This window comes from Adhaeribacter pallidiroseus (assembly GCF_003340495.1).
GTDB lineage: Bacteria > Bacteroidota > Bacteroidia > Cytophagales > Hymenobacteraceae > Adhaeribacter > Adhaeribacter pallidiroseus.
In genome coordinates, this window is record NZ_QASA01000001.1 from 1,552,323 (window position 1) to 1,577,868 (window position 25,546).

A 25,546-nucleotide genomic window follows, 5' to 3' on the forward strand; every position below is an offset into this window, starting at 1 on the left:
TGATTAAATCGGAATTTTTAGAGCTAATTTACTTTGGAGTATCATGTCCTACTGGTTAAAAAAAACTATAACCTTTAAACACCCATTTTTAACTCATCCTCATAAACCCATTTCTGCACTTCCTCCACGTCAAAGAAATACAGCACGCATTCAATTTCGGTGAAGAATAATTCTTTAAAAAGGCTGGCGTAGAAGTTCAGGTTATCGGCGTGTTCCTGGGTGAAGGGCGGGGCTTTGAAATCCAGGAGTACTACTTTGGTGCCGTCGAAAACAATGCGGTCGGGTTTGTAGCGGGTAGCCCGTACGTTCAAAATTTCTTTTTCTTTTTCAATCAGAATGTCTTTGCTGAAATAGCGCTTGATTTCGGGATGGTTGATGATTTTTTTTAAAGTTTCGCGCAGTTCCGGGGTTTCTTTGCTGCTGAAAATGCCTTCGTTTACCAGTTGCTTCAACACAAAATTCAGGTCGTCGGCGGTGGTGATGCGGGAGAGGGCGTAGTGCAGTTTGCGGTTCAGGCGGCGGTATTCCTGTTGGGTTTCAAAATCGAACACGTTGTTGGCGTGTTGTTTTAGTTTCAGGCGCTGGGTCCAGTTAAAAGAACGGAATAAATCCAGGTGAAAAACCTGCTCCGTTACCGGCGTGCTGGAATGTTGCGTGGCCGCACCTTGCGCTAACTGGTAACACAGTTGGTCGTCTTGCCATAGCTGCTGGTGCTGCAAGTATTGGTACAATATATAGCTGATGTTTTTCTGGTTGCCGCCCTGGTTAAAATCTTTTTTCTGAGCAATTAAGTACAGGCGGTCCTGGGGGCGGGTGAAGCCTACGTACAGCATGTTCAGGTTTTCGATAAAAGTTTTTTCCAGCTCCATCTGGTACTGGGGCTGCAAAGGCGTTTCTTCCAGGCGCTTGCTCATGGTTACCACGGCGGCCGGCAAATCATGGAAAACCGGCAAATCGGCGGGCAAACGGCTCCACAGCAAAGCGCTGCGCTGCGGCTCCACCGACCAATCGGCAAACGGAATAATCACCACCGGGTATGCCAGCCCTTTGGCCTTGTGAATGCTGGTAATGGTTATGGCGTTGCGGTTTTTGGGCGAGTTAATGCTGAGTTTTTCCTTGTGGGTTTCCCAGTATTCCAGAAAATTGTTCAGGTTGTTGCTTTGGTTCAGACTGTACTCCAGCACCACATCCAGGAAGCGGAACAAGTACTCGCATTCGTTGTTTTTGCCGAGCAAGTTAAATACCCGGATAATTTTTTCGGTAAGTTCGTAGATGGATAAATTACCCGTTTCTTTTTCTTCCAGGTTGTAGCCGGCTACGCGGAGTTCATCAAAAAAAGCCGTATTGTCGGCGCAATTAGCAATGGTCGCAATCGTCTGGGTGAGGGTATTGTCGGGTTGCACGTTCCGTACCACTTTGCAGAACAAATACATGGCTTCGGCGCGGGCCAGCGTATCGTCGGGACGGTTAAAAATCCGGAACAAAGCCACCACCAGGTTTACTACTTCGGCAAATTGCAAGGAAAGCGAGTCCTGCGAAATAATAGCAAACTTCTTTTCTTTCAGGAAGCCCGCTACCAAACGGCTGTTGCGGTTGGTGCGGCTCAGCACGGCAATGTCTTGCCACTCGTAGCCTTCGGCCAGGGCGTGCCGGATCAATTGCAACACAATTTGCAGGGTACTTTCCTGGTAAGTGAGTACTTCGGGCTTTTCGTAACCTTCGTACAGTACTTCGGTGCGTTCACAGGAATTCAAATCGTGTTGGTAGTTGTGGTCTTCGTTGTGGGTGAAAATTACCTGGATGTGGCCGCCGGTGCGATTGTTGCTTTCGGGCGTGGCTTGTTTAAAGTTTTCGTCGTAAATGCTCTGCAGCATCGGGTAAGCCGGGTTGCTTATGCTCACAAATTTAAAAAAACTGTTGTTGAAGCTAATAATTTCGGTGGCGCTCCGGTAATTGGTGTTCAGGTCGGCGGGTGTTAAACTTAAATCCAGCGTATCGTAGCGGGCTTCCAGTAAATCCTCGTTTTTGCGATTCTGGTACAAGGCCGGCGTGTTGCGTTTGTACAAATGCAGAATCTGGTCCATGTCGCCGCCGCGCCACCGGTAAATGGCTTGTTTGGCATCGCCCACGGCCATGTTAAAATACCCCGACGCTAACGAGTTTTCGATTAAAGGCAGTAAGTTATTCCATTGCAGCGAAGACGTATCCTGAAATTCATCAATCAGGATGTGGTTGTATTTTTCGCCGAGGCGCTCGTAAATAAAAGGTACCGGTTCGTTCAAAACAATATCGGTAATGCGTTTATTAAATTCCGAAATATGTACCAGGTTGGTATCGCGTTTAATATCCTGAATGCATTTTTCCAGCTCATTCAGCACCGAAACCTGGTACAAGTGTTTGATGATCTCGGTGATTAAAATATAATTCGCGCTTTGCTGGACCCGGATGGTTTCAATGGTGTGGAAGTAAGCTACGATCTGACTTTTAATTTTATCCAGTCGCGCTTCCACGTCTTTCGGCACTTTGGCACCGCACCATTTATCGTTGTTAATAGTTTGCTCAGCGTAAGTATTAGACTTCTGAAATTTGAAGTCTTTTACGTACTTATTAAAGAACCCGTAAATGCCTTTTTCTTTATAATGTAAAAAGCTGGCTTCGATCTGGTTCGCGCTACATAAATCTAAAGCCGCTTGCGCCGCTTCCACTACGGCTTCTTCGATTTGTTTTTTATAGCGATATAAGTCTTGCCGTATTTTTTTAAAATCCTGCAGGGTGAGCTTCTGCAATTCCGCTACCGCTTCGTACACTTGTTCGTTTAGTAAATTATTAGCAAAGCTGGCGAGTTCATCGGGTAAACTGTTCCAGCTGCGGCCTTCGTCGGCTTTTTCCAGGGCATATTGTTCCAGCGTTTGGGCCAGCAAGCTATTATCCGGAGCATTATTAACTTTATCCAGCAGCATCGATACCGCCGTGTTGAGCAGGGTAGTGGTATCCAGGTCTACTTCAAAGTTGTAGGGAATATTCAGTTCGCGGGTAAAAGCCGTTACCACTTTGTTCACGAACGCATCAATGGTACTCACGGCAAATTCCGAGTAGTTGTACAGGATCTGCTCAAACGTCCGCTGCGCTCGCGCTCGTACCATTTCCCGGTCCGTATCCGGTTGATTGTATTCTGTTTGAATTTCGGAAGTAATCAGGTCCAGCAATTCCTCGCTGCGCGCCTGCGCGCGCGCATCCGCCTGGACTTCGTTAAACTGCCGCAATGCCGCTAAAATCCGTTCCTTCATCTCGTTGGCGGCGTCGTTGGTAAACGTGATAGCCAATATGGATCGGTAATACCCCGGGTTCTCGCTCTGCAAAGCCAGTTTCAGGTATTCTTTGGTTAAATGGTAGGTTTTGCCGGAACCGGCGGAAGAAGAGTATATTTTAAATTGCTGCGGCACGTGTTCGTTGTTTGTTGCTGGTGGTTCGTTGCTGGCGGTTCCGTGGCCGGAGTTGCTGGCATGCCCCTGGCGGTTGGCGGAACTAAGCGGTTTTTAAAATTACAGCTTCCAGGGCGAATAAGCAAAATAGTAGCAACCAGGATTTGGTACTTCTAATAACAGAAATGGGTTAGCCCGGTTGCCAAAAGTTTTTCCGTTAATCCGGCCGCTACGTACTGGCAACTAGGTAGAAATAACCCCATCCGGGCAGGTAGAAGTACCTAAGCTTACTGCATACCGGTAGCAATAAAAAGCGCGATCGGGTAAATTAAACCGGATCGCGCCCAAAAGCTTAAATTTTAAAATTTTAAATAGTAGCCGGTACGGTGCTATTTATTTTGTTGTTAATCCAGGCAGCCCCCAGAATTCCGCCAACTAAAAACAAAGTAGCAAAACCCGACACCACGTTAAAGGTGCTGCCTTGCTTTTTCTGCTGGCTATTGCTTTTGTTTTTAGATTGAGCCTGCCAGCCCCCGTCGATGCGGTTATGGTGGCCATCGGGTTGGCACAGATTACCCTGGCGCGACGGAGTGTTTTCGTTGTTGAAATGGTTCTGCCAGATCATTTTCTGGATACGTTTGTCGAACATGCCGGCCGGCATAACCAGGCGCTGGGCACGGAGCATCCGGGCCATGTTGCCCACGGCAATTTCTTCTTTCGGCGATTGGGTTAGTTTAAATATTTCTTTAGCTACGTCGGTGGCCGGGATTACAGGTTCGGGCGCTTTTACGTTTTTGCCCATGTAATTGGCCGCGTGCTGAAAAATTGGCGTGTCGATGACGGCCGGTAATACGCAGCTCACGTGAATGTTGGGCTTATCGGCCACTTCCTGGGACAAACTCAGGCTCAAACCCCGCACCGCAAATTTACTAATGGAATACGGAACACTGAAAGGCTGGCCCACCAGAGCCGTCATGGACGACACGTTAATGAGCAAACCCACGTTCCGGTCGCGGAAATGCCGTAGGGGCGTCCGGGCTCCGTAGATATAACCCAATACATTTACTTCCATTAACTGCCGGATATCGTTAGTCGGAATTTCTTCAAACTTCCCGAACAGCGATACCGCCGCATTATTTACCCAAATATCAATATGACCAAAATGCGCCAGCGCCCGGTTGGCCAGGGCGTTTACTTCGTCTTCGTTGCTTACGTCGGTGGGTACCGCTAATGCTTCGGCGCCTAATCGGGTACACTTTTGGGCTAGCTCTTCCAGCGCCTGTTCCTGGCGCGCTGCCACCACCACCGAAATACCTTGTCGTGCAAATTCCAGGGCCGTTGCCCGCCCAATTCCACTCGATGCACCGGTTATAATTGCTACCATATTTTTAAAATTTAGCGTGAATAACTGCATTCCCTACGCCCCAAAATGGCATTAGTTGCTGATTGTGCGGGTTAAATAAAAAATACCAAGAGAAAAAAGCAGGAGGCATCCCAGAAAAAAGAAACGATCGGCCCCTTGCACCCGGTGAACTGGTACCTTTTTTAAAATTTTAAATTTTATAGCGATTGGTAGCTTTTCGGATAAATTCTAATTTAGAAACATGCTTGCCTAAACGTTAAGAAAGGAATTAAATAAATACAAGCTACCGGAAAACTGTTCTACTGGTAATAATCGCCTCAGCCCTATCTCTGCAATGCCAGACTTTAAAGGAGCATCCGGTCAGGTACCAAACCATTAACTACGTGGAGATAGGCAAAATGCTTCCCGGCGCAAAAGTGCCCTACATCATCAATGTCCAAAACAAGAACAAACGCCTTGTTTTGGTCGGTTGCCAACACGTGCGGGTTGTAAACCATCCGCAGTTTGCACAGATCCAACAGTACTTTCGGCAACTGCAACCCCAAATAACTTTTAACGAAGGCGGACCAGTAAACGATTGTATCCGGTAAAATTCCTAGACAGAAGCGATCTCGAAAAATGGGGAAACCGGCTGTTTGAAGTATATGTGTGATCGGGCCGGGGTTGCCATGCGCGATGGCGACTTAACCACCTAGACCGAGTTTGTCCTTACTTTGAAAAAGCACCCGAAAGACCAGTTATTTTTGTATTACGTGATGGAGCGCTTTGTGATTCCGCATTTGTACGGAGCCAATATCAGTAAAATTTTAGAACAGGTTTATGCCGAACAAGTACCATTCTACTTTGTCAAGAATGGTTTTCCGCCAACCACCGAAGAGCAGGACCTTTCTTTTTTTAAAAAATTATACCGGCGGTACATGGGCATCCCTTTTAAAGCAGAATTAAACGACCAAATAGAACAGTATGATTACATAAATCCGGATTGCCATTTTTGCGAAATTGGCCGAACGTCCAAGTTGGTGCAGGACAGCGGGCTGCTCAGCCAAATAGACCAAGCCCTTAAAACTTACGACCGGGTGATGGTTACTTTCGGCCCCGGCCACGCCATAGCCCTGGAGCTAGCCCTTTCTCAGATATTTAATAAGAAAAGGTAAATTTCAGCAACTGTTTTTAATAATAATAGGGTATTTAAAACCTTATACTCACTAGTCGCAAGATCTGGTGATTTTTTAAAATTTTGGTTTGGGAGTAGCGTGTAAAATTGGCCGAATGGCTGTTAACAAGCTTTAAACCATTTTACTATGCGGCGTACGTTCTCCCGGAGCATTTAGCTTTACGCCGAGCTGCATTTCCAACTGTTCGAGCGGTACGCCTTTGGTTTCTACAAAAAAGAACCAAACTACAAAAAACTGCAACACCATCATCACGCCCCCGAATATAAACGGAATAGCCAAGCCCACGCTGGAACTGGCCACCAGGGGTGGATAAACCTGCGCGGCAATGGCGCACAAACCCCAGTGGGTAAAACTGCCCAAGGCCTGGCCTTTACTGCGCACTTTGTTCGGGAAAACCTCGCTGATGTACACCCAGATAACGGCGCCCTGCGAAAAGGAAAAAAACAAAATAAACAAAGCCACTCCCCACGGAAATAACTCAATCAGGTTGCGGGTCCAGGCAATGTAGGCGCACAAAGCCAGCGGAATAGCCGAACCCCAGGAACCAATGAGTAACAATTTTTTCCGGCCAATCCGGTCAATGGTCATTAGGGCTACCGTAACTGCTAAAACATTGGCTACGCCAATTAAAATGGGTTGAAACTTGCCACCGAACGAAGCGCCGATTTCGTGGAGGGTATCGTTTAAATAATACAAAAAACCGTTCACGAAAGATAACTGATTAAAAGCCGCCACACTTACACCCAGAAATATCGGGTAGAAATACTTTCGTTGAAAAAGATTTTCTTGGCTGGTACCGGTTGTAGTTATTAAAGATTGTTGAATCTCGCTAAATGCTTCATTTACCTGGAGTTCGCCCATTTTAGATAAAACCTGCTTTGCTTCACTGGTTCTCCCCTGGGCGATTAACCAGCGGGGACTATCCGGAATAGTGAATAACATAATCAAGAACAACAGAGCCGGCACACCCCCGGTGGCAAACATCAACCGCCATTGTACCGTTAGCACGTCGGTGTTCATGAACTCAATCATGGCGTTGGAAAAATAAGCCACCAGTATACCCAGGCACACATTAAACTGAAATAATATCACCAGGCGACCGCGAAGTTTAGCCGGGGCGATTTCGGCTAAATACATCGGAATAATCACCGAAGAACCACCAATTGCAATACCGCCAATAAACCGGAAAACGGCTAAAGACCAGAAATCCCAGGCTAAGGCGCAGCCAATGGCCGAAATTAAAAATAATGCCGCCAGTACCATTAAGTAATTGCGCCGGCCCCAGATATCGCCGGGTTTCGAGCTGATGATGGTACCCACGATGGTACCGATTAAGGCCGAAGAAACCACAAAGCCCATGGCCCATTCCGAAAGCTGAAAAATGGTTTTCACCGAAGACGTGGTGCCGGCAATAACGGCGGTATCAAACCCAAACAGCAAACCCCCCAGGGAAGAAACAATGGCGGCCCGGATTAAGGCGCCGGTTACCTGGTATTTTTTAGGTTGTAACAAATTCTCCATAAGCCAGGGCAAGTTAATTTTTAAAGGTTACAATGGGGTTAGTAGATTCTGCGGCCATGGTTTCGGCCAGGCATAAGGCCGCAATGTCGCCAATATTTTCCGCGAGCAGGGCCGGCACAATGCGGCAAGCCTGGTAAGATTCCGTGATGGCTTCGGCCGCAATTACTTCGCGCATGTCAGGTTCCAGGAGTTCCTGCGCCCGGCCGTAAATGCTGCCCATTATGATAATCTCGGGGTTCAGAATATCAATTAAAAGCGAAAGGCCGGCTCCCAGAAATTGTCCGCAGGTCCGGTAAATGTCCTGGGCCACCGGGTCGCCGGCGTAAGCGGCTTCGGCTACTATTTTGGCCGTGAGGAATGGCAAATCTTCGAGGCTTTGGCAAAACGAAACCGGTTGCCCCATTTGTAATTTTTGCCGCACTTTTACCTGGGCCAGCTGGGCAATACCGCCGCCGCTGCAAAAGCCTTCGAAAGAACCTTCTTTGCCAAAACCCACCGGCCCGCGGCGGGCTAAGCGCAAATGGCCCACTTCGCCGGCCAGGTCGGTGGTGCCGGAATATAGTTTTCCGTCCAGGATTAAGCCGGCGCCCATGCCGGTGCCAAACGTAAGAAAAATTAAATTAGAATACCCTTTGCCGGCCCCGTGTTTCCATTCGGCCATGGCGCAGGCGTTGGCGTCATTTTGCAATAAGGTTTTCCGGCCGAATCTTTTCTCGGTGAGCATGACAATGGGGATGTGGTCCCAGCCGGGCAGGTTGGGCGGCGATAAAATCAGGCCTTTCTTGCTGCTTAAAGGCCCGCCGCAACTAATGCCAATGCCTTCGATAGCCTCGGCGGTTAGGCCTTGTTTTAACAAAAGCGCTTCGGCCGTAGCGTACAACCAGTCGATCATGGCATAAACCGGCTTATCGGTGGGCAAAACTTGCTTGTCGATAATTTGCAAGTCGTGGTTTGAATTTTTTGTACCCAGCACCACCGCGCATTTGGTTCCCCCAATATCAAAACCTAAAAGCATATTCGTCCTTGTTTTTATTCGTTGTTAATTGATCGTTATTGGTTATGCTGTATTTACTTAAAGACTTTACTAAAATAAACCAGATGAAGGTGTTTAATTAAGCGGCCTATATTAAATATTTCAGGAGTCGAACCAGGAACAACTACTAACGACCAACTACTTAATCAGGTAGAGGTAGTAAAATATTTAAAAATTTATGTATTTCCCAACTTCGGCCAAGCCTTATTCATTGTTGGTAAGCAGGAGCGGGGTAATTTTAACGGACTTAAATTTAACCTGGCCGTGCTTGGCAAAAAACCAGAGCACATTGCCTTTTTGCTCCGGCAAGCGGTTTACCAGGCAGCGCCGGTTATTTACAGCAACGTCAATAATGCTTTCGTTCATAATTATATCTATTTTCAAAGGTTTATCCAGGCCTTCTACGGAATTTATTTCGGTGTTATGCAGCCGCACTTTTTGCTCGCTGGCCGAGAAAGTAAGTTTGTAACCCCCGGAACCATCCTGATTAGAGCGCAACAGCAAACCGTATTCTTCGTTGGGGCCGGTAGGTTCTATTTCGACGGTAATGCGGCCATTTACCGGCAGGTTAACGTAGTGCGCGGTACCCACACCATTGGGCGCGCTAATCACAAAACTGTTGGCCGCGAGTTCCTGCGTTAAAGAATCTTTGGCGAGTTTCAAAGATACCAGGGCATTGCTTGCGGGTAGCATTTCCGGCGGGAACTTAGTACCCAGCGTACCGTTTGGGTTTTGCACCAGCTCCCGGAAAACCACATTGCCCCCGAACATTTCGTTGGTATTATCTTTATTTTCTTTCCGGGACGGAATCCAGGCCGCAACAATGCGCCGGTTGTTTTTAAATTCGGCGGTTTTCGCCACATTCGACCATTCTTCCACCAGGGTCTGGTCATCGGGCTGTTCCCAGGGGCCGTACGGATTTTTCGATTTCACGTAGTAGGTATCGCCGCCATCGCCGTAAATTAAGTAATACCAGTCGTTCCACTTAAAATAATCGGGGCATTCGGGTACGGATCGTTGTCCGGTGAGTAAAGGCGCTTTAATGTCCCATTTTTTTAAATCTCTCGAGACCATGTGTACCAAACTGCCGTCCCAGTTTTTAATGGCCGATTGATTTAAGCGGCTCGAGACGAACAAATGGAACAGGCCGTCTTTATCAACGGTTACTTTGGGGTCCCGGAAATCGCGGGTACTGTAGCCGGGGGCAGAAGTATAAAACGGATTCGGTTTTTGCTTTTTAAAATGAATGCCATCGTCGCTCACTGCGTAACTTAATTGCTCGTTTACTTTGCCGTTTACCAGCAACCGGGTAGCGTAAAAAGCATAGAATTTTTTATTATGGTACACCACCGAACCGGTACAAATTGATTTTTCCCAATCCTCATCAATGCCCAGTACTACCGGGTGGTGTTTCCAGGTTTTTAAATCGGTGGTGGTACTTACCGTCCATTGGTGACCGCCCAACCCATTAAGGGCCGAGTGGTGGCCCGAGTCCAGTAACCAGTATAAATAATAGGTGCCGTTGTGGCTAAAAGGAATGCAATCGCCCACAAACAGGTTATCGCCTTTGGGCGCAAAATACTGCATGTTGTTGACGGGCTGAATCGCCGGGTTATAATCTACCTTGAACTGGGCAAAAGCCGGCGGCGTGCTTGCCAGCAAGAAGAGGAATAATATTTTTTTTAGCGGCATATACAAGCAATTAAATTTTAAAATTGAGGTGAAACCTGGGCCAAGGAATAATCTTTACATGAATTTATTAGAAGGTTGCAGTAGATTGAAGTAAATAGCTATTGTACAAATAGTTAAAGTAATAGCAAGTAAGTAAAGGTGCAATACAAGTTTAAAGTAAATCCGCCTTTTCTATGTCCTTCAGGAGGAAACTTTTGGGCTTCGTAGCGAAATAGGTTCCTCTTGAAGGACAGAATTTTAAAAATTTAAAATAACAAAGAACCCTTAGTAGCTATACAATAAGTAGCCCAGTCAGGTGTAAGATTTCACGCTAAACTGTTCTGTTGTTCAGCGCGTTTTTAGCGTCTTGATTTTCGTTGGTTCTTTTTGTGTCAAGACAAAATATAACCAAGACCTAAACTATAAATCAACTCTCATTAGAAATAAAGCGAGAACAGTCACTAGGGGTACGATAATCAGCTGGTAAGTTGCCAAAGCAGAAGCCACGGCTACGCGACCGATCACCAACTTACATTTTATTAAAACCTACCGGCCGCTTACCAGCCCTTATTTTGCCGGTATAATCCTTCGGAGAAGTTAATCTGGGCCTGCGGAATGGGAAAGTACTCGTCCCGGTTTTTTTTAAAAAAAGCATCTTTCAGGAAGCCGAAAGTAATTTTCTCTTTGGCAAAATAAGCGTTTAAGGTTTCGGCGGCCAGGCCCCAGCGCACCAGGTCAAAAAAGCGCACGCCTTCCGTGGCAAATTCCAGGCGTCTTTCCCATTGCAAAGCCTGGCGGGCAAATTCCGGGGTCCAGTTGCAGTTTATGCCGTTAAGGTACGGACTCACCTTGTAATTCGAAATGCGGCTGCCGTCTTTGCGGACCAACCGGCCGGTGCTGTTGGCGGCCCGTTCACGAATCTGGTTAATTAGCGGTAAGGCCAGGTTGTGTTGCCCGGTTTCAATATAGGCTTCGGCGAGCCATAATAAAACATCGTCGTAGCGGATAATATCGGCGTTGCGGGAAGTACCCATAAACGGCCCGAGTTTCACGAAACAAGAGCTGTTGTAATGTTCCAGAGATTTCATGCTGGTTAAATAGCCGTAAACTTCCGGTACCCGCCGCCAGCTTTTGGTGGTAACAAAATCCGGATCGTATTTCCAGGGGTGCGTGGGAATGCCGATGGTGTGATCCATACGGGGGTCTACGGTTTGGCTCATAAAATCAATGGTGCTTAAATCGTTGACGTTGGCCCAGGTATTTATTTTAAACAGAAAATCATTGTTGTAGGTAGCCATCATCGGCAAACCCGTAGTCTGGTCGGTTTTAAAAGCGTTAAGCAGGGTATAACTCGGATTTAAAAAATCGCAGCAACCAAACTGAGGCGCCATGTTGTACGCGACCCCGGTAGCGAGCTGAATTTTACCGTTCTGGGTACCGTCGTCCTGGGAGTATTGTACCGAAAAGATGGATTCCGGACCGTTTTCAAATCCGCACAAAAAGTTTTGGGCAAAATCCGGGGATAAGCTTTTGCCCCCTGAATTTACAATGTTCTGGCATAAGTTAATTACTTCCTGTAACCGGGCGGGGTTGATAGTGGTGACATTGTTATTATCGTCCTGCTCGTAGGCCTGGTACAAGCGGGTTTTCGCCAGATAAGCCCAGGCGGCTACCTGGCTGGCCCGGCCAACTTCCTGCTGCGTTAATGGCAAATTATCAGCGGCAAACTGAAAATCTTCGGCAATTTTATTCCACAATTCGTCGCTGGTGTAGGTCGTGTTGGTTAAGGTGTTTAGCTGTTCTTTCGGCAAGGAAGCATCTACCCAAACCGGGTGTTTAAACAAGATTTTTAAAATAAAATGCCAGTGGCCCCGCAAAAACCGGCATTCGGCCTGCCGTTTTTTTAAATTCGGGTAGTTGGCTTCGGTCATGGTTTCCATCCGCCTTAACGCATCATTGGCCCGGCCCAGGTTTTCGTACAGGTAAATCCAGATATCATTAATCTGCCCGTTGGTGGGAGCCAGCAAGTTAAAGGTTTCCATGATGTGCTGATCGAAATTATCGCCGGTGCCGCCACCGCCTTTGTAGGCGTCGTCGCTCCGCACGCTACCCCAGATCCAGGGCACGGAAGCCATTTGCGATAAGAAAAAATCGTTGCTTAAAGAAGCATAAGCCGCAATCACCATTTTGTCTACTTCTTCGGGGGTGTTGAGTTGGTCGGAACTTACCACACCTTTGGGTTCAAATTCCAGGTAATCTTTGCACGATTGGGCCACTAGTAAAAAGCAGGTGGTTAAAACTATAGCTATTCGTTTCATGATTCAGAAATAGAAAATAGGTTAAAAAGATAAGTCAACGCCAAAGGTGAAATTGCGGGTGAGCGGATACGTTAAGGAAGGATTTTCCGGATCGGGAGCGTAGATTTTATTTATTCCTTGGTGGTCTTTAAGGGCAAACAAGTTTTCGCCCATCACAAAAACCCGGAAAGTGCCCAGTTTCCAGGCCTCCAGAACGCCTTTCGGGAAAGCGTAGGATAATTGCAAGGTCCGGAGTTTGGCGTAGCTGCCATTCACGTACAAGTAATCCGAAGACCGGAACTCGTCGTTGGCGTTTACCAGGCTCAAAGCGGGCAGGGGAGAGCCGGTATTTTGGGGCGACCAAGCTTCAAAAACACCGGTGCCAAAATTCATTCCGTTGTTTACCCGGGTAAAATCGCCTTTAATGCCGTCGTTGGTGAGTTTACCCACCACTCCCTGGAAGAAAGCCGAAAGCGTAAAGTTTTTATAACCGATATCAAAACCCAGCCCGTATTCTACGTCGGGTAAGGTGGTGCCCAGCCAGGTTTGGTCCAGGGCGTCTATTTTGCCGTCGCCGTTTAAATCGCGGTAGCGAATGCGGCCTATTCCTTTACCCGGCTGGGTTACGTGGGCATTTACTTCTTCCTGGTTCTGAAAAAGTCCGTCGGTTACGTAGCCGAAAATAGCGCGCTGCGAATGCCCCAGAATGGTTTGTTCCACATTGCCGGGGTAAGACCGGATTACCGATGCGGGGAGTTTGGTAATTTTATCCCGAAAATGCGCGGCGTTGCCGTAAACCGTATAGGTAAACGGACCGCCGGTATTTTGGTAAGCCAAAGATATTTCAAAGCCGTTATTTTTCGCGGAAGCCCCGTTCACCCAGCGGCTGCCGCCTTCGCCAATAACGGCCGCGTACGGCGGTTGAATTAAAATATCTTTGGTATTGCGGGTAAAGTAGTCGAAGGAGCCGGTCAGGCGGTCTTTTACCAGGCCAAAGTCCAGCCCCAGGTTTAGCTCATCGGTAGTTTCCCATTTTAAATTAGGATTGCCTTGTTGCAAGGCCACGTAGCCCGAGGCCAGATTGCCGCTGTTGTTGCCGTTGATATCGTAAGCCGTGCCAATGGTGCGCCAGGCGCCGTACCAATCCCGGAAGTCCATGGTGCCGTAATTAGGCGCGTATAAACCAAACCGGGCCAGGTTGCCAATCTTCTGGTTGCCCACCCGGCCCACGCCGGCCCGCAATTTTAAATTGGATACAAAGCTCAGGCCCTGCATGAACTTTTCGTTACTGATGCGCCAGCCCAGATTTGCCGCCGGAAATAAACCAAATTGCTCATTCTGGCCAAACCGCGAGGAGCCATCGTAGCGGAGCGTTACGGAAGCCAGGTATTTATCGGCTAAATTATAATTCGCTTTTCCGAAGTAAGATAACAACTGGTACCCGGTTCTGCCGCCGCCCGAACTGGCCGTGCCGGTACCGGCATCCAGTTGAAAAAAGTCGAAATCCTGGATGGCAAAATCTTCTTTGCGCGCCACTACCGTGCGGTAATCTTCTTTCACGGTTTCTACTCCTACTAAAATATTAAAAAAGCTTTGGCCCGCTTTAAAATTATAATCGGCGGTATTGGTCCAGGTGAGGTTGGTACGCTCGCCGTGAAACACACTGAGCCGGTTCACACTTTGGGTCAGAAAACCTTCGGTGTATTTTTCCTGAATCCACCAGTTATTCGAAAAAGTATAATCCACACCCAGGCTGGAACGAATGGTTAAATTATCAATGGGTATTAATTCGGCGTAGACGTTCCCGAATAAAATCAGGTTATTGTCTTTGTTGTTCCGGTTAATGTACAACATGTGCAAAGGGTTATTGCGGTCGCTCATGCCGGATCCCAGCGGGCCCGCCCAGGAACCATCGGTGCGGTATACCGGCAAAATGGGATTTTGGTAAGTGGCGAGGTAGTCAATGCCGGCCCCTCCTAAATCAGTGGGTTCCGGCGTTTCGCGGGTGCGGGCAATATTTAAATTTTCGCCGATCCGGAGCCGGCTGTTGAACATCTTATGCGACGTGTTCAGGCGCAGATTCATTTTGGAAAAATTAGAATATTCTTTAATGGCCCGGTTGTTCAGGTAACCAAACTGCAACAAAGCCGTGGTAGATTCACTGCCGCCCGATAGGGTTAAACTATTGCTGTTCACGAAACCGGTGCGGTAAACCACATCTTGCCAATCGGTGCCTGGCACCTGGGCCGGCGTTAAACCCGCTGGGTCACCACCCACCCACTGCACCGGCGTCACGCTGTTTAAAACCGCCGCTGGCCCAGTACCGGAGTAATCAAAGGCGTATAATGCGCTGTGAATGGCGGGGTCGGTGCCGTCGTTAATGGAAGCTTGCCACAGGGCGCGACCCCGTTCTAACGTGTTGGCAGCATTAATTTCCCCGAAGCGCTGCTGAAAAGAACCCGAGGAGCTGAGCTGCACTTTTAGTTTGCCTTTTCCTTGTTTGGTGGTAACAATAATTACCCCGTTGGAAGCCCGGGCCCCGTAAATAGAAGCCGCGGAGGCATCTTTTAGCACCTGAATGGATTCTATGGAGTTCGGGTCAATGTTCTGCAGGGGCGATACATTTTTGGTTGTAGAGCCATTGGCCGCCCCCCGGCCCGAAATTACATTATTGCCGGTGGTTGGCACCCCATCAATGATGTACAACGGGGAATTATCGCCCAAGGTGTTCAGGCCCCGGATTAATACTTGCCCGGTCTGGCCACTGGGTTGGCCCGTGGATTCTACGTACAAGCCGGGTACCCGGCCTTGCAGGGTTTGCAGCACGTTGGCCCGCGGAATGTCGCGCACTTTTACCAGATCCACGATGGCTACGGCCCCCGTTAAATCGGCTTTTCGCTCGGTGCTGTATCCCGTAACAACCACTTCGGATAAAGCGCGGGTATCGGCCGGTAGCATTACATCCAGCGTGGTTTGATTACCAACGCTTACTTCCTGGCCCAGGTAGCCAATAAACGAAGCTACCAAAACATCCTGGCCCGAGGAAAGGCTGAGCGAGTATTTGCCGTTGGCATCGGTTATGGTTCCGGTGGTGGTTCCTTTTACCACAATGCTGGCTCCCGGCAAAGCATTGCCTTGTTCGTCTTTAATGGTTCCCGAAATAATTCGGGATTGGGCCAGGCTCACTTGTACCAGAAAAAGCAATAACACCATGAGGAGCTTCCGGTTGATTGGCCTGACTGTAAGTAAAACTTCTCTTTTCATAGGGGTTTGGTTATAGGTAGAAGTAGAATTTACAATAAAATAATGTGTTTACATTATAATTACATTTACAAAAATTAATAATTACATTTTGTGCTACTAATGTATAGTTAAGTTTAATTAAAGCAAACAATATTTTTAAAATTTTAAATTTATTTTTCTGGATTAAGAGTTAGCGCGTGTAAAATTCCATTTTGTTCAAGTAAGATTAAAATGTAAATTAAATGTAAAATGTATTGGAGGTAAAGTATTTTTACATTTACTTTACATTTAAAGCAGAGCCATCGCCCCATGAGCACCAACAAGATTAAGGATACGCTTACCCGTTTTAGAGATGATATTTTAAATGGAAAATTGCCTTACGGCAGTTTGCTCCCCTCGGAAAAAGAACTGGCGACCGAAATGCAGGTTTCCCGGCCCACGGTTGCTAAAATTTACAATTCCCTGCAAAAAGAAGGTTTGTTGAAAAAAACGCCCGGACAAGGCACGACCGTGGTATTTAACGGCGAACGAAAGAAAAATACCTTTGGCTTGTTACTGCCGGGAGCGGGCGAGTCCGAGATATTCGGCGTTATTCACGACCATTTTTTGGCTATCGAAAAAGAAAAAGAATTAAAATTTTTGTGGGACGGCGCCATTGCTAATAATGCCCAGGTTCGCCAGAACACCATTATCAGCATTTGCGAAAGATACCTGGATGAAAAAGTAAGTGGCGTTTTCTTTGCTCCCCTGGAACGCACGGATAACGCGGAATTGGTAAATAATCAGGTATGTGCTTTATTTGACCAGGAGAACATTCCGGTAGTATTGATTGACCGGGACATTTACTCGTTTCCGAACCGCAGTAAGTACCCGGTAATTGGGCTGGATAATTTTCAGGCCGGTTACGTTATGACTAACCATTTAATTAATGCCGGATGCGAGAAAATTTATTTTTTTTACCGGGCTTATTCTGCCAACAGTATTTACAAACGCATTGCGGGTTGCCGCAGCGCTTGTTTTGATGCCAATATTTCTTTCGGTCCAAAAGACATTATTGTGGGCGACCCGGGAGATACTCACTTAATGAGCCGGCTGAAAATAATACCGGGCAAAACGGGCGTGCTGTGCGCCAACGATTCTACGGCGGCCGTGGTCATGGCTAGTTTAAAACAAACGGGTAGCCTGGTGACCAAAGATGTTTTGGTGGCCGGCTACGACGATATGAAGTACGGGAAAGTATTAGAACCCTCGCTGACTACCTTTCAACAACCGCTTTTTGAAATTGTAACCAGCAGTTACGAAATGATGCTGAGCCGCCTTTTACATCAACACCTGGTAGCCGCCGACGTTAACTTAACCGGCGCGTTAATTGCCCGCGAATCGACGAAGTTTAGTTATTAGTTGTTGGTTATTAGTTGTTGGTTATTAGTTGTTGCTAAATCTATAATCGAATGGTGCGCCTCGGAATGGCAGCAGGATGTTGCAAAATCTGCTTGTAAATTTTGGCTACTAAGTTCCTCCATTACATCACGTCCCATAAAAACAAATTGCTCGTTACTCGTTACCAGATCTTTAAACATCTAACAACAAACAACGAGCAACTAATAACTAATAACTAACAACGACTTTGTTGCAACGTTGAGAATGGGATAGGTAAAAAAGGGATTGCAGTCTATCTTTGTAGTGACGAAACCATAAAGAAGAGATGTTACCATCGCCTACAATCCCGGCTAAAGATAGGTATAAAGTTAAAAATTGGAAAGCCTATACTAGCAGTTTAGTTCAAAGAGGTAGTTTGACTTTATGGCTGGAAGATTCCGTGTTAAGAGCGTGGCGCGAGATTGATCCGAGCCAGAAAGTAGTAGGGGAATGCTTATATGCTGATTGTGTAATCCAATGCTGTTTGTTGTTAGGCCAGGTGTATCATCAGCCGCTGCGGCAGACGACCGGCTTTGTTTCTAGTTTGCTGGCGATGTTAGGCTATAAAGATTATGCCGTACCAGATTATACTACTCTTTGCCGCCGACAAAGCTGCCTGCCAGTAGAAGTAAGTAAAGCATTAGCCCGCAACCGAAAGCTAGCTATTGCGCTCGATTCTACCGGTTTAAAAGTATACGGGGAAGGCGAGTGGAAAGTAAGAAAACACGGGGCTTCCAAGCATAGAACTTGGCGCAAATTGCACATCGGTATTGCTGTTGATACCCAAGAGATCGTTTTTGTGGCGTTGACTACGAATGGGGAAGATGATGCGGTGGTCGCGGGCAAGTTGCTGCAAGGCAAGACTGCTCAGCTGAGTAGTTTTATAGGGGATGGCGCTTATGATGACTTTAAGTTGCGAGAGCTCCTAGCAGGGGGCATTAAGCAAATTATACCCCCGTCCAAAGATGCAGTGGTACATAAAGGTACCCAGAAGAAGCCGGTACCAGAATACCTACGGCAGCGCAATGAGGCAGTCGAATATAGGCAAGAGCACGATCGAAAAGCCTGGAAAATCCAAGCTGGCTATCATCGCCGAAGTTTAAATGAGGTAGCTATGTTTCGCTACAAAACTACTTTCTCCGCCCAGATGAGGACCCGGAAAATAGAAAATCAGAAAACAGAAGTAGAACTAAAATGTAAAATCTTAAACATCTATCGCCACCAGGGAATGCCTCTGGCCTACCTAGTAGCTTAGCTACTGCTCGCTATAAGCGAGCTAGTAGAAAAGAGTCCCGTTGCAACAAAGTCACTAACAACTAATAACCAATTAGTCCTGGCCGCTTTCTTCGCTGCCGGAATCTTCGCTGTTTTTGTAGCCTTTCAGGGTGCTGGCGTTGGGTTGGTTATTCCGGAATTCTTTATCCGAACTGTCCGAGCCGCGCGTATCTGCTGGGTTAGCGTGCGAACCTTGCGGGCTGTTTTGTTCCGGTGTATCTTTCCCGTGCTTCGCGCCACCGCTGTGGCCTTCGCGACTGGGTTTGTTTTCGCCGCGGGTATTATCGGCTCCTCCGGCTACCGGACCTTCGTGCTGCGCGGGTTGCTGCCCACTTACCCCGACGCCTTTGCCGGTATTATCGTGCTGGGCCTGGCTGTTGCCTTCCTGGTTATTTACTTTATCAGACATAATCTTGGGGTTATATTTTAATTTTTTAAATTTTTCCAATTTCCCCGACTATCATCCGGGAAGTTCATTGTACGGACAAAGTCCCTTTTAAGGTTAATAAAAAACGCTTCCCGTTTATTCCGGCCGGAAAGCCAATCCTTAATGGCGGGAATGCAGGTAAATAATTTGCCCTGGTTTTAACCTTGGCTCACCTAATTCGTTTGCAGTAGAGAATAAAATTAACCAAAAGTAAAACTTATCTAAAGAGAGAGGGCCGGAAAAAAACAGTTTTATTACAATGCAGACTACACTCTGCCGAAAGCAGCCATTCTCCAAAACAAATCCCTTAATAAAGTTACTGACGCGTAATTTTTTAAAATTTACTACTCGTCGTTAACCTCCACCCAAGCCTTTAAATTCGTACTTTCCTCTGGTTAAATAGATATTAAGTCAGCTGGTGCCTTCCGGAAAATATTATAAAATAAAAAAGTTAAATACCCGTTGCTTGGAATGATAGCAGCTATATAATTGTTTTCAAATAGAAGAGAAATAAGCCTTAAGCTACCGTAATAACCCTTGCCGATGAATAAGCAAAAAATAAAAAATATCATATATCTACTGCCGTTTTTTGGGCTGGCCTTAGTCGCTTTTGTGAGTCCGCCGGATAAGTGGCTGTCACAACTTAAAACCAATCTGGATACCTACCGGACGCAGTACGCGCCCGAAAAAGTTTACCTGACCCTGGACAAACCTTATTACGCTCCCGGCCAATCTATTTGGTTGAAAGGATATTTATTGGATGCAGCCAGCTTGCGCCCTTCCCTTAAAAGCGGAGTGTTGTACGTCGATTTACTTAACGCCGAGAACAAAGCGGTAGCACAGCTTACTTTAAAAGCCGTTCATGGCAAAGCTGCCGGCGACTTTGCGCTGCCAACCGATTTGCCCGCCGGACAGTACCGCCTAACCGCGTATACGCAGTACCAGCGGAACTTTGGAGAAAATACTTTTTTTAATTTGTCCATTGAGGTAATCGGCGCCACGCCGGTGAGCCAGAAAACAACCGAATCAACCGGCCTGGTAGATGTGCAGTTTTTCCCGGAAGGCGGCGACCTTGTTACGGGTTTATCTAGCCGGTTGGCTTTTAAAGCTACCGGAACCAACAGTGCCGGTTTACTTGTAAATGGTTCGGTGTATACCAGCCAAGGACAAAAAGTACTGGATTTTACCGGCTCGCACTTAGGTATGGGTTCTTTTGAATTTCAGCCGCAAGCAGGCGTAACTTACGTAGCCAAAATTAACGCCGCCGGTAAAACGCGGGAATACCAGCTTCCGGAGGCCCTAACCGCGGGTTACGTTATGCAGGTAGAAGAAACAGCAGATGCTAAAAACTGGCAGGTTACCGTGAACAGCCAAGGTACGCCGCCGGCCTCTTTGCTGTTAACGGGAGTAAGCCGCGAAACTTTGTTATTTAACGAAAAAGTTAAGCTGCAACCTGGTCAGCCAGCTCGCCTGAACGTGCCTAAAGCTGAATTCCCGACCGGGATTGCCCGTCTTACTTTAACCACTGCGGCCGGCGAACCATTGGCCGAGCGCTTAATATTTGCCGATAATCAGGAGGACTTACAGGTATCGCTTACCGCGGATAAAAAATCGTACAAAGGGCGTGACCAGGTAACGTTGCAGTTAACGGCGCAAAATAACCAGGGGCAGCCAATAGCCACTGATTTTGCTTTAGCCGTAACCGACGAAGAACTGGTAAAGCAGCCTAAAAACGGGTTGAACCTGAAAGCTTACTTTCTCCTGACTTCGGATTTGCGGGGTAACGTGGAGCAGCCGGGGTATTATTTCGCGGGTAACGACCAAGGCCGGAAACAAGCCCTGGATCATTTGCTGTTAACGCAAGGTTGGCGCCGGTTTAACTGGCAGGAAATTGCTGCCGGTAAATTCCCGGCCTTAAACTTTGCCGCGGAGCCGGATCTGGCGATTAGCGGTAAATTAGTGACCAATAAAGGCAAAGCCGTAGAAGGTGGCGAAGCTTTGTTATACTTACAAGGGCAGCACCAGGCATTTATCACCACCGAAACCGATCAACAAGGAAAATTTGTTTTCCCGGGTTTTGATTTTACCGGAACCATCGACGTGGTGGTACAAGGTACTGATGCGCGTGGTCGCCGCGATCGCCTGCAGGTGAAAATGAACGAAAATAAATATTTTCCGGCTACTCCGGCCGGGCCCGTACCTACCTGGACGGAAGGTTTGCTGGCCAGTACCAGTAAAGATTTTTTGGTGGCAAGTAACCAGCAATTAGCCGCAGCCGTTACTACCAACAGCAATTATTCCTTGCGCAGTATTTTGTTGTCGCGGGTAGAAATAAAAGGCAAAAAGGACGTAGTGCAACCCTTTAAGCTGCACGATAAAGCCGACGTAGTAATTAGCCGGCGCGAGTTGCCGATAGCACCTTCGGGTAATATCATCGAAAGTTTGCAGGGCCGCGTGGCGGGTTTACAGGTGTACCGGGTTGGTCAGAATCAATTCCGGGCGAGTATCCGGGGGCAACAAAACTCCCCGCTGTACTTACTGGATGGCATGCCGGTTTCCGAAAGTACCGTTTCCAGTATCAGCCAGTTTGATGTTAGCCGGATTGAAATTTTAAAAAACGCGGCTAGTGCGGCCATTTACGGCGGTCGGGCTTCCGGCGGAGTGATTGCCTTGTTTACCGGCGCGGCGGAGGAAGACAGCCGCGAGGTTACGCCGGGCACTTACATTATCATGCACCACGCCCAAGGATACAGCAAGGTGCGAGAGTTCTACAGTCCTAAATACAATAATGTCACCGCCAGCAACGAGCCTGATTTACGCACTACCTTGTACTGGAACCCCACTGTAAAAACCGATGCGCAGGGGAAAGCCACCGTTACATTTTACACCGGCGACCGCACCACCACTTACCGCGCCGTGGCTGAAGGTATTTCGGACGAAGGAAAACCCGGTCGGGGAGAGGTCGTATTTTCGGTAAATAGTAACAAAGACAATTCTTAACCGGTAGAATCTTAAAAATTAAAAAAGCCGTTAACTAATCAGCTGACGGCTTTTTTAATTTTTCTTTTTTCGAGAGGGTTTACCTATCAATCAAAAGTAAATAATACAGCGTTTTAATTTACCAGTTTACTATCCGGAAAAAGGTGCCGACCGGATTGGTTTCTTTGCACCGGGTCATTAATTGGTCTTTGCCGTTGCTGGCTTTTTCGATGGTATAGAAATACGTTGGCGCATCTAAGTCTTTGCCGGCAAATCAATCCAGATTTAACCTTAATTCTACTGTCAATCCAGCCGAGTAAGTTTCGGACCCTTCCTGGGCTTGAGTTGGTCCATCGTCTGTGATGGCAGTTGGGGTGCTTTTAAATTTGCCTCCAGATAAAGCGGTATGTTCTCTACTGCCTTTTCGGGTGAAGCGTAAGAAATGGCCGGGTTACTTTCTTCCGGCGATTGTAAGCCCCAGTTCCAGATCGCCCCCGTTAACATTAGAAATGGCACAACAACCTTCATGCAGTTTAAGCTTAATTTTTTTATTCCGGTCCATCGATTGCTGGCTACCAACGAGTAACCTTCCCTGGTGGGCATTTTTTTAAATTTTCGACTGGTTTACGCCTTCAACCTGGCTTTTTTGTATTAACAAAGCCAGGTGCTGCATTCCATCAGTTAGCCAAGTTGCCCGAGCAAATAGACCAACTAATTATAAAGTTATTTTTATGGCAAAGTAATGTTTGTGTTAAGAAGTAGACTTTTCGCTTTAAAGTAGCTAACCGACAATTTGCTAGCCCAGGTGCAGGACTAAGCGGATTTTGGCAGGTAGATTTAAAAAAGGTTACCGAAGTGGTAGCCTTTTTTAAAATTACAATTTACGGAACAAATAATTTTGCCTGCTGCCTGCCCGAAGGCGCCTGTATTTGGAGCAGGTAAACCCCGGCTGGCAGGTTTTCGGATAAAGGCATTTTCGTGATAAATTTCCCGGCGGCATCGGTTTCGTAGGTTTGGGTTAGTACCGTGTGGCCGGTAAGATCGTGCAGGGTAACCTGTACTTTTTCTTTCTGGCCCATATGGCCCATTTCCAAGGTAACTTTCTCTCCTGACTTTTTCGGGTTAGGGTAAACGTTTAAAAGTGGCAAATTTTTAAATTTTCTAATTGGTTGGTCAAGCAGGTTGGTTTCCGCAACTATGCTGGTTGGTCCGGTTTCTTCTTTTATAATTACGAAATAGTTATTTAAGGATCCTGCCGCCGGAGTGGCCTGATTACCGCCAAAGGTAATTTTACCCGGCGCAAAAGTTTTGCTGTACAGCACCATATTCCTGTTTTTCGGACTACTGATAACTACCTGGTTCGGTAATTTTTGCCAACTGCTTAACCACCCGGGTAGAGTAGTAGCCACGGAATTGTAAGCAACATAAACAATAACCGGTTGGTGCAAATCAAACGATAATACGTTTTCTGCGGCGTTAAGCCTATCTGCGTTTGGTGATTTAATAAAAGTAGCATTTAATAAATAATAGGGTATTTTAACTGCCTCGTAAGCGCGATCGGTGTAAACGGTGGCGTTCTGGGTAAGCTTGGACACGGCATATTTATGCGACGAAGTGCTTTTTAAGTTGGTTACCAGCGAGTCGATAACGATAATATTGGTAGAATACGCTGATCCGGTCAAACCTTTTCCGTTAGCTTGATCAAAGGGCGTAACTTTTAAAGAATAATCGCCTGTTTCCGGTATCCAAGGTTGGTATTTATTATTTAAGGTTTCGCCCAATAAAGCATAAGGTTGTTTACTTTCTATTTGGGTTTTGGTTTGTTTGCCGCTCAACTGAAATACCACGCTGCCAACGGTATCGGGGGTAGTAGTGGCCCGGATGCTCAGTTTTCGGGTAGGTAAAGCGGCCAGGTTTAAGGTATCCGGCGTGTTAAGCGGCCGGATAGCTGCACCTGTTTCGGCATTTATTAAAGTAAGTTGCGCAATGGTTTGGTTTGAAACCGGCACGCCGCTTACGGTGGCTTTTACTCCTTTGCCGCCGGTAGAGTATATCTTACCGTTTAAAACACCAACCACCCCTCCCCGCATAATCAGGGGTAATGCGGTAATTTCCGTCCAGGTATTTGTAGCCGGGGTATACGCCGATACCCGTCGCAGGCCGCGGGTAAATGCGTATTCGCCTCCTGCCACTATTAGCTGATTGCCCAGCACCACCACCGACGAGGAAATATGAGCCACCCCCGGTGCGCCTTCCGGTGCCAGAATATCGGCTAATTGGGTCCAGGCATCTGTTGCCGGATCGTACACGTGCACTAACTTCGTAGAAACAGAACCTTCGTCGTGGCCGGTTTGGCCGGCTATAAAATAAATTTTTCCTGCAAATACCACCGAACCGGCGTGCTGCCGCGGGCTGGGCAAAGAGGCTAGCGTATCCCAGCCCGCCGTTAAATTATCCACATCCAGCACGTAATGGTCCCCGATATCAATTTTTAATTTACGGTCGGTGCCGGCAATGTAATGCAGCTTGCCGTTGAGGTACTCTAATTGTCCGGCTGCACTCACGCGGGGTAAATCGGGTAGGCGTACGTAACGGTCTTCGGCCACTACATATTTCCACACTTCTTTGGTACCTAATATTTGCGCCGTGCCGGTACGATTAGCGGTATAGCCGCCGGCAAAATAAATATCATTTTCGTCGGTAGCAAATCCGGCGTGCGTAACCCCGCCGTACTTGGTGTTGTTCATGGGCGGCATAGGGGCAATCGGCGTATAGTTGTTGGCGTCCGGGTCATAGCGGTAGGCCCGGCTGGTTGGGGTAAAACCTTTTAAAGCGTCGAAACCACTAAAAAGGTACCATTGGTTATTGACCACTTCGCCTTGCCCTTCGTAAAAAATATAAGGCTGACTTGCCACCGAGCGCCAGGTAATCTTACTTAATACGGCCGTTCCGATTTGCTGCGAAACAGCAATGGCAATGGTCGCTTCATCGGTTTGGTTGCTGCTATCTTTTACTTGTACGGTAAGCTGGTAATTATTTTGCTTGTGATAGCTCAGGCGCTTGGCAACCGTTACCACACCAGTGGTCTGGTTCAGGGCAAAAGTTTGATTGGTGTTGCCCCCAGTAATAAAGTATTGTAAGGTATTTTTATCGCCACCCGTAGCCTGTATTTTGCCAATAGTGGTACCCGGAGCGCTTTGATCCGAAACCGAAAAAGTATACTGTTTTTTGGCAAATACCGGACCTGCTGCCCAATTAAGGTTGGCGCTGGTTTTCGGCGCCTTTAAAAAATGGGCGGCAAACGTTAGGGGAGATGTCAGACAAACAACTCCGCTGGAAATTAGTAGCGTTTTTTTAAAAAAATGCTTGCCCGTTCGAATAACCAATAAAGTAAATAAGTTTTTCATGTACTGTATTTTAAGGTGCTATTTGTTATATGTAAACATTGCAAATTAGTTTCAAACCGGAATAACGGGGGCTCCAATGGTGGAATATTTTTATCACCTACGGAAGTGGCGGGGTAAATAAACGTATATTCCGGTTCTCTGAGCAGTATTTACGTAGTTTATCTTGATTTGGATGAACCATAATGCTCCCTGTAGCCGGGCTTTTTCGCTGGGCTGAGTCTGGTTTTACGTAAAAAGCGATGTAACTTATTACTAGTAATATCGTTGTAAATAGTATAACTTTTCTAAGAGATTTAACGCAGGTAATATTCCGA

16 protein-coding genes are annotated in these 25,546 nt (G+C 47.1%); 5 read left to right on the forward strand and 11 right to left on the reverse strand.

Features of this window, described 5'->3' with window-relative positions; all coding sequences use genetic code 11:
• Nucleotides 1-74 precede the first annotated feature (74 nt).
• Both AHMF7616_RS06025 and AHMF7616_RS06030 read right to left on the reverse strand, forming a co-directional pair.
• Nucleotides 75-3,443, reverse strand: coding sequence for a UvrD-helicase domain-containing protein (locus AHMF7616_RS06025; protein WP_115372065.1), 3,369 nt, complete (start codon nt 3,441-3,443; stop codon nt 75-77).
• A 346-nt stretch (nt 3,444-3,789) separates the two neighbouring features.
• Nucleotides 3,790-4,806 carry an SDR family oxidoreductase gene (locus AHMF7616_RS06030; RefSeq protein ID WP_158546106.1) on the reverse strand — a complete coding sequence of 339 codons (1,017 nt, stop codon included), beginning with the start codon at nt 4,804-4,806 and terminating at the stop codon, nt 3,790-3,792.
• 362 nt (nt 4,807-5,168) lie between these two features.
• Here AHMF7616_RS06030 and AHMF7616_RS06035 point away from each other — a divergent pair, with 362 nt between their 5' ends.
• Together AHMF7616_RS06035 and AHMF7616_RS06040 are read left to right on the forward strand one after the other, a co-directional pair.
• Nucleotides 5,169-5,375, forward strand: coding sequence for a hypothetical protein (locus tag AHMF7616_RS06035; RefSeq protein WP_115372067.1), 207 nt, complete (start codon nt 5,169-5,171; stop codon nt 5,373-5,375).
• A gap of 123 nt (nt 5,376-5,498) precedes the next feature.
• Nucleotides 5,499-5,939, forward strand: a complete 441-nt coding sequence (locus AHMF7616_RS06040) for a hypothetical protein (RefSeq protein ID WP_115372068.1) — start codon at nt 5,499-5,501, stop codon at nt 5,937-5,939.
• 132 nt (nt 5,940-6,071) lie between these two features.
• Here AHMF7616_RS06040 and AHMF7616_RS06045 read toward each other — a convergent pair whose 3' ends face one another.
• The 5 genes from AHMF7616_RS06045 to AHMF7616_RS06065 all read right to left on the reverse strand — a co-directional run bounded on the left by AHMF7616_RS06045 (nt 6,072) and on the right by AHMF7616_RS06065 (nt 15,746).
• Complete coding sequence (locus AHMF7616_RS06045) at nt 6,072-7,481, reverse strand: sugar porter family MFS transporter (protein WP_115372069.1); 1,410 nt, start codon at nt 7,479-7,481, stop codon at nt 6,072-6,074.
• Between the two features lie 13 nt (nt 7,482-7,494).
• Nucleotides 7,495-8,496 (reverse strand): ROK family protein, encoded by a 1,002-nt coding sequence (locus tag AHMF7616_RS06050; RefSeq protein ID WP_115372070.1) that lies wholly within the window; start codon nt 8,494-8,496, stop codon nt 7,495-7,497.
• 222 nt (nt 8,497-8,718) lie between these two features.
• Nucleotides 8,719-10,206: a family 43 glycosylhydrolase gene (locus AHMF7616_RS06055; protein WP_115372071.1), complete on the reverse strand. Its 1,488-nt coding sequence runs from the start codon at nt 10,204-10,206 to the stop codon at nt 8,719-8,721.
• A gap of 536 nt (nt 10,207-10,742) precedes the next feature.
• Complete coding sequence (locus tag AHMF7616_RS06060) at nt 10,743-12,503, reverse strand: RagB/SusD family nutrient uptake outer membrane protein (protein WP_115372072.1); 1,761 nt, start codon at nt 12,501-12,503, stop codon at nt 10,743-10,745.
• Between the two features lie 21 nt (nt 12,504-12,524).
• A complete protein-coding gene (locus tag AHMF7616_RS06065; RefSeq protein WP_233507355.1) occupies nt 12,525-15,746 on the reverse strand; it encodes a SusC/RagA family TonB-linked outer membrane protein in 3,222 nt (1,073 codons plus the stop codon).
• 288 nt (nt 15,747-16,034) lie between these two features.
• On the opposite strand from AHMF7616_RS06065, the gene AHMF7616_RS06070 reads away from it, so the two are divergent.
• On the forward strand, nt 16,035-17,126 hold the full coding sequence (locus tag AHMF7616_RS06070; RefSeq protein ID WP_115372074.1) for a GntR family transcriptional regulator: 1,092 nt from the start codon (nt 16,035-16,037) through the stop codon (nt 17,124-17,126).
• Here the strand turns inward: AHMF7616_RS06070 and AHMF7616_RS26160 are convergent.
• Entirely contained in the window at nt 17,123-17,305 is a 183-nt protein-coding gene (locus tag AHMF7616_RS26160; protein WP_147275614.1) for a hypothetical protein, read from the reverse strand. The two genes, AHMF7616_RS06070 and AHMF7616_RS26160, sit on opposite strands and share 4 nt — an antisense overlap.
• A gap of 125 nt (nt 17,306-17,430) precedes the next feature.
• Between AHMF7616_RS26160 and AHMF7616_RS06075 the strand changes: the two genes are divergently transcribed.
• Complete coding sequence (locus AHMF7616_RS06075; protein ID WP_115372075.1) at nt 17,431-18,399, forward strand: IS5 family transposase; 969 nt, start codon at nt 17,431-17,433, stop codon at nt 18,397-18,399.
• A 72-nt stretch (nt 18,400-18,471) separates the two neighbouring features.
• Here the strand turns inward: AHMF7616_RS06075 and AHMF7616_RS06080 are convergent, their stop codons facing one another.
• Nucleotides 18,472-18,828: a hypothetical protein gene (locus tag AHMF7616_RS06080; RefSeq protein ID WP_115372076.1), complete on the reverse strand. Its 357-nt coding sequence runs from the start codon at nt 18,826-18,828 to the stop codon at nt 18,472-18,474.
• A 561-nt stretch (nt 18,829-19,389) separates the two neighbouring features.
• On the opposite strand from AHMF7616_RS06080, the gene AHMF7616_RS06085 reads away from it, so the two are divergent.
• Entirely contained in the window at nt 19,390-21,846 is a 2,457-nt protein-coding gene (locus AHMF7616_RS06085; RefSeq protein WP_115372077.1) for a TonB-dependent receptor plug domain-containing protein, read from the forward strand.
• A gap of 282 nt (nt 21,847-22,128) precedes the next feature.
• Here the strand turns inward: AHMF7616_RS06085 and AHMF7616_RS06090 are convergent, their stop codons facing one another.
• Complete coding sequence (locus AHMF7616_RS06090; protein WP_147275615.1) at nt 22,129-22,353, reverse strand: hypothetical protein; 225 nt, start codon at nt 22,351-22,353, stop codon at nt 22,129-22,131.
• Between the two features lie 353 nt (nt 22,354-22,706).
• Nucleotides 22,707-25,232, reverse strand: a complete 2,526-nt coding sequence (locus tag AHMF7616_RS06095) for a cadherin domain-containing protein (RefSeq protein ID WP_115372079.1) — start codon at nt 25,230-25,232, stop codon at nt 22,707-22,709.
• Between the last annotated feature and the right edge of the window lie 314 nt (nt 25,233-25,546).

Excerpts from the sequence above, each read along its gene's own strand:
- AHMF7616_RS06030 (WP_158546106.1), bottom strand. The coding sequence starts at position 4,806 with ATGGTAGCAATTATAACCGGTGCATCGAGTGGAATTGGGCGGGCAACG.
- AHMF7616_RS06045 (WP_115372069.1), bottom strand. The coding sequence starts at position 7,481 with ATGGAGAATTTGTTACAACCTAAAAAATACCAGGTAACCGGCGCCTTA.
- AHMF7616_RS06050 (WP_115372070.1), bottom strand. The coding sequence starts at position 8,496 with ATGCTTTTAGGTTTTGATATTGGGGGAACCAAATGCGCGGTGGTGCTG.
- AHMF7616_RS06055 (WP_115372071.1), bottom strand. The coding sequence starts at position 10,206 with ATGCCGCTAAAAAAAATATTATTCCTCTTCTTGCTGGCAAGCACGCCG.
- AHMF7616_RS06060 (WP_115372072.1), bottom strand. The coding sequence starts at position 12,503 with ATGAAACGAATAGCTATAGTTTTAACCACCTGCTTTTTACTAGTGGCC.
- AHMF7616_RS06065 (WP_233507355.1), bottom strand. The coding sequence starts at position 15,746 with ATGAAAAGAGAAGTTTTACTTACAGTCAGGCCAATCAACCGGAAGCTC.
- AHMF7616_RS06070 (WP_115372074.1), top strand. The coding sequence starts at position 16,035 with ATGAGCACCAACAAGATTAAGGATACGCTTACCCGTTTTAGAGATGAT.
- AHMF7616_RS26160 (WP_147275614.1), bottom strand. The coding sequence starts at position 17,305 with ATGTTTAAAGATCTGGTAACGAGTAACGAGCAATTTGTTTTTATGGGA.
- AHMF7616_RS06075 (WP_115372075.1), top strand. The coding sequence starts at position 17,431 with ATGTTACCATCGCCTACAATCCCGGCTAAAGATAGGTATAAAGTTAAA.
- AHMF7616_RS06080 (WP_115372076.1), bottom strand. The coding sequence starts at position 18,828 with ATGTCTGATAAAGTAAATAACCAGGAAGGCAACAGCCAGGCCCAGCAC.
- AHMF7616_RS06085 (WP_115372077.1), top strand. The coding sequence starts at position 19,390 with ATGAATAAGCAAAAAATAAAAAATATCATATATCTACTGCCGTTTTTT.
- AHMF7616_RS06090 (WP_147275615.1), bottom strand. The coding sequence starts at position 22,353 with ATGAAGGTTGTTGTGCCATTTCTAATGTTAACGGGGGCGATCTGGAAC.
- AHMF7616_RS06095 (WP_115372079.1), bottom strand. The coding sequence starts at position 25,232 with ATGAAAAACTTATTTACTTTATTGGTTATTCGAACGGGCAAGCATTTT.